Genomic DNA, 5,076 nt, shown 5'->3' on the forward strand with positions numbered 1-5,076 from the left:
CGGTTTCTTGGGTGAAAGCTTCTGGGGAGTTTAATCCCCACCATCCGCTTGAAGATTGCCAATTCCAGTTATTATCTAAACTCCACAGATGGAGATAATTACCATCGTTATATTTCCATAAAACTTGATTGACTCCGTTGACGGTTTCTGCTGCTAAGGTTTGCCAACTTGGATAGATATTTGTGGTAATCTGAGTCCCCCCAATTTTAATGGCTGTGGGATTGTTATTACCAATTTGAGCGTAAAGTTTATTAGTCGCGTCTTGGACTAATTTGGTGTTACCGAAAGCTTCGATGGGGGTGTAGGGATTACCAATCTGATTATCACCGTTAAAATCTTGTTGAAAATTGGTTTCTTGGGTGAATGCTTCTGGGGAGTTTAATCCCCACCATCCAGTGGAAGATTGCCAATTCCAGTTACTATCTAAAGTCCACAGATGCAGATAATTACCATCGTTATATTTCCATAAAACTTGATTGACTCCGTTGACGGTTTCTGCTGCTAAAGTTTGCCAACCTGGGTAGATATTTGTGGTAATCTGAGTCCCCCCATTTTTAATGGCGATGGGGTTATTATTGCCAATTTGAGCGTAAAGTTTGTTGGTGGTGTCTTTGACTAATTTGGTGTTACCGAAGGTTTCGATTGGGGTGACACTGATATTATCACCATCATCATTAGTAATTGTTCCTAATCCTTGATTATCTGTAATCAGCGCATTGCTAGGATTAGAAAGGTTAATCAAGAAAGTCTCATCGGGTTCAATTGCAGTATCACCATTGACGGAAATAATAATATCTTGGCTGATTTGTCCGGGGGTAAAGGTGAGAGTCCCTGTTGTGGCTGTATAGTCGCTTCCTGCTGTTGCTGTGTTATTAGCAGTGGCATAATTTACGGTAATTGTTTGGGTACTTGTGGTTGACAATGTAACTTTAAATATCAGGTTATTTGTTCCTGAATTGTTTTCTACAATTGTCGGATTTGAGATAGTCAAGAATGGTTTATCCCAATCTGCTGCTGTCCAGGTAGTTGTTGCTTGCCAAGTTTGGGGTGTCCATTCATCAATACTTTTCCAAGCATCTGCTGACCATTTAGTTGTAGCTTGCCAAGCGTTATCTCCCCAGTCAGGTATGGCATCCCAAAAGTTATCAATTGTCTGTGATACTGTAGCTGTTGTTGCTATTTGATAGCTATTTGTGTCGAGAAAAGATGATGCAAGCGTTTGCGGTGAATTGCTTTGATTGGCAGTTGATGGAGATAAACCAAGTTTCTTGTCAGACTGTCCAATAATCGCATTCCACGCATCTGAAGTCCAAGATTTAGCTGCGTTGTAAGCGGATGTTACTGCATCGGATATATTTCCAAGACCATCAATGGCACTTCCAATTGCTTTTCGATTCAGTTCAACGGTTCCACGATAAGTTAAAGCAGCTGCCAGATATGTTCCTGTTAATCCAATTCCAGGAATAGGTAAGCTTCCCAATCCTCTAATCATCATTTGCAAGGCAAAATAATCAGCATCAGGCAAATATGTAAACCAGTAACTACTTAAATCAGTAGTATTTCCGTTGGCAACTTTCCGAGTTAAATCTGTCGGCTTTGACAAATTAGTTCTTGTAATAGTTTGATTTAAGACGGGAACTGAATGTTTTTCAAAGGTAATTGCAGATGTTAGTTTTGAATATTTTTCTAAGTTCCAGAGTCCACTCAGATATGTTGAACCTGCAATGCTAACCAAATCGGCCGAGGTTATGTAATGGGTTACACCTAAGTTATTAGTAGCGTTGAAATTAATGCCGGGTTGTTGAGAAATACCCGGACTATTGAAAGTAACAATCTTTCCGAGTTGTCCTGTATAACTACCCCCTACCCACTGACTTAATGCACCGCCTAAACTATGTCCTGTAATATTAGGTTTTAGAGTCAATCCGCTTACGGGATTAGATACTTCTGAAAGCCATTGATTGACTGCGGCTTTATTGTTAGTAAATTGATTATAGCCAACTCCTTCGGTTTCAGTATCACTTAATAAATCTTTACCAGATGAGAATACAGTACCCCGAATGGCTAAAACAGGAGGTTTAGCAAGGTCATAAATTGTGCCATCAGTGAAGGTATAGGATTGCTTGGCGCTGGTGAGTTGGTTGATTAGATTCTGTCCAGCAGTATAGGCGGCGGTATTGTTACCGCCTGAAGTGTTGGCAATATCTTGCAGTAAGTTATTGCTACTGGATGTAAATTCATTAGCATTAAGAGGATTGGCTAAAACCAGAAAGAATTTTTCATCAGAAGTTAAACCAACAGCATCAAATCCTGTGCTAGAATCGTTGAAAACTTTATTGATACGATAGCCTTCGTAACCCAGGTCACTATAGTCATATATCTTATCTACTTCTTTGCCTTTGTCCGTATCTGTCCAATCACGATAAGCGGTGTCTCTAGCCAAAATCTCAAAGGTTTGGTCGGTAGGAGGCGCACTTCCCAAAACGGTAATTTCTATTTGTTTGCTGGTTTGTCCTGGGAAAAAGGAGAGGGTTTGTTTGACAACATTGTTAAAATCTTTTAATTGGTTAGGGTCTATTGAATTGGCACTTCCATCAAGGGTATAGTAATCAACGGTTATGGGTTTATTATATGTTGAGGATAGTTTAACCTCGAAAATAACCTTCCCTGTGGGAGCATCAAACCACGCATTACTGACTGATATCGTTGGTTTAGGTGGAGAATCAGGTGTGGGTGGGAGTGCTGTGTAAGTGGCATCATCATATATATTTGGATATTGTGGATCTATTGGATTTGCTATCCATTGACCATTAATCCAACTGGATTCAAATGTAGTTGAATCTCCATCTGAATCTATATACCAAACTTGGTTCGCAGTATGTCCACTAATAATACTATTTGAACTCCATGTACCCCTATTGTAAATACCACCACCTAAGTTGGCATTATTGTTAGTAAGAATGTTATTCGTTAATGTTGATGTTCCCGAGTTGTAGTTGTAAATTCCCCCTCCTTCATCACCAGCCGTATTACCAGATATTGTACTGTTGGTTAATGTTAATGTTCCCGTAGAGTTGAAAATTCCCCCTCCAGAACGAGTAGCCGTATTACCAAATATTGTACTGTTGGTTAATGTTAATGTTCCCCCATCGTTGTCAATTCCCCCTCCGTCATAAGCAGCCGTATTACCAGATACTGTACTTTCAGTTAATGTTAATGTTCCATAGTTTTCAATTCCCCCTCCAGAACCAGTAGCCGTATTACCAGATATTGTACTGTTGGTTAATGTTAATGTTCCCCCATAGTTGTCAATTCCCCCTCCGTCATAAGCAGCCGTATTACCAGATACTGTACTGTCAGTTAATGTTAATGTTCCATAGTTTTCAATTCCCCCTCCAGAACCAGTAGCCGTATTACCAGATATTGCACTGTCGGTTATTGTTAATGTTCCCGTAGAGTTGTAAATTCCCCCTCCAGAACCATAATAACCAGTAGCCGTATTACCAGATATTGTACTGTTGGTTAATGTTAATGTTCCCCTTCCCCAGTTGTAAATTCCCCCTCCAGAATAAGTAGCCGTATTACCTGTTATTGTACTGTTGGTTAACGTTAATGTTCCATCGTTCTCAATTCCCCCTCCAAAATTAGTAGCCGTATTACCTGTTATTGTACTGTTGGTTAACGTTAATATTCCCCTTCCCCAGTTGTGAATTCCCCCTCCAGTATTACCAGATATTGTACTGTTGGTTAATGTTAATGTTCCATCGTTGTAAATTCCCCCTCCATAAGTAGCCGTATTACCAGATATTGTACTGTTGGTTAATGTTAATGTTCCCCCGTAGTCGTTGTAAATTCCCCTTCCTGCTTTGTTGCTGATATAGAGATTGTTTAATGTAACTCCAAGTTTACTAGAGTTGTATATAATAGAATTGTTATCATTCTGCCCAGAGATAGGACTAGCATTATTAACAATAGAAGCTAGTGCTGTTCCATCAGTTTCAATGGTAATCGTACCATTCGTCCTTAAACTGCGATCGCCTGTTGTTGTATCATTAACATAAGTTAAAGCATAAGTCGTTCCTGATTGCAGCTTAATAATATAGGGAGTATTAGGACTTTTGTTAGCAATTGCAACAGCATCCCGCAAAGATAAACCACTCCCAATAGTGGCACTACCATCATTCTCATCTATAGTAGTATTGACGATTAAAGTAATTGGTGCTGCTTGTTCAACCCCTATAAATTGTCCCTCTAAATTAATAACAGAACGATCATCTTCTGCTTGAATATAAGTTAACTCAGCCTCAGTTAAATTAACCCCTCTCACCAGATGAGAAAATAATTCTCCCTCATCCCCCACCGTATCCACCCTATTAATTTGAGCATCCACATAATGCCCAATTTCTTCTAAAATCACCGCAACCAAAGCATCTAAACTAGCAGAAGCAAAAAAACTTTCAGATAGATATATCTTATTGGTGCTAATCCCATAAGCGCCATTTGCACTACCTAAAACACTGCTGTTGACAACCTCAATCTCAGGAAGTTGACTAAAATCTCGACTTTGCCACTGTTGTCGTAATTGCGTCGCTTTAACCACATCATAACTTGTGCCAAAAGCACTTTCTAAATTCACCCAAAAACCATCAGATTGAGCGAAATCGAACAAAACATCGTAAATAGCAGGAAAAATCGGCAACAGGGTAGAAGTCATGACATTAACTGCAAAGGTTTATTACTAATAGTTTTAGCCCAACAAGCGCGAATTTTTCAAGACCCTGTAACATAAATTAACATTTATACAAGAAACCGGGTTTCTCAAAGGAACAAGAAACCGGGTTTCTCAAGGAAAACGGGTTTTCTAAATAGGTTCTCAAAGAAACCCGGTTTCTAAATACCAAAGAAAACGGGTTTCTCAAAGAGTTTCTCGAAGAAACCCGTTTTCTAGATATTGATTTTTGCCAAAGACTGCTTAAATTCTGCGAGAGAATTAGCGGTAGCTGCTAATTTTAGTAGCTCTTCTAAGATAGTAGGGTTAGTCATTTTGCCGATTATCTCTTCAATTTCTGAAGAAAT

General features: G+C 39.2%; 1 protein-coding gene. It reads right to left on the reverse strand.

From position 1 onward, the window contains the following. Nucleotides 1-4,714: Calx-beta domain-containing protein (locus O9324_RS06730; RefSeq protein ID WP_288139781.1), on the reverse strand; the 4,714-nt coding region annotated here is incomplete at its 3' end. Nucleotides 4,715-5,076 lie beyond the last annotated feature (362 nt).

Source organism: Microcystis sp. LE19-84.1B (assembly GCF_027531875.1).
GTDB lineage: Bacteria > Cyanobacteriota > Cyanobacteriia > Cyanobacteriales > Microcystaceae > Microcystis > Microcystis panniformis.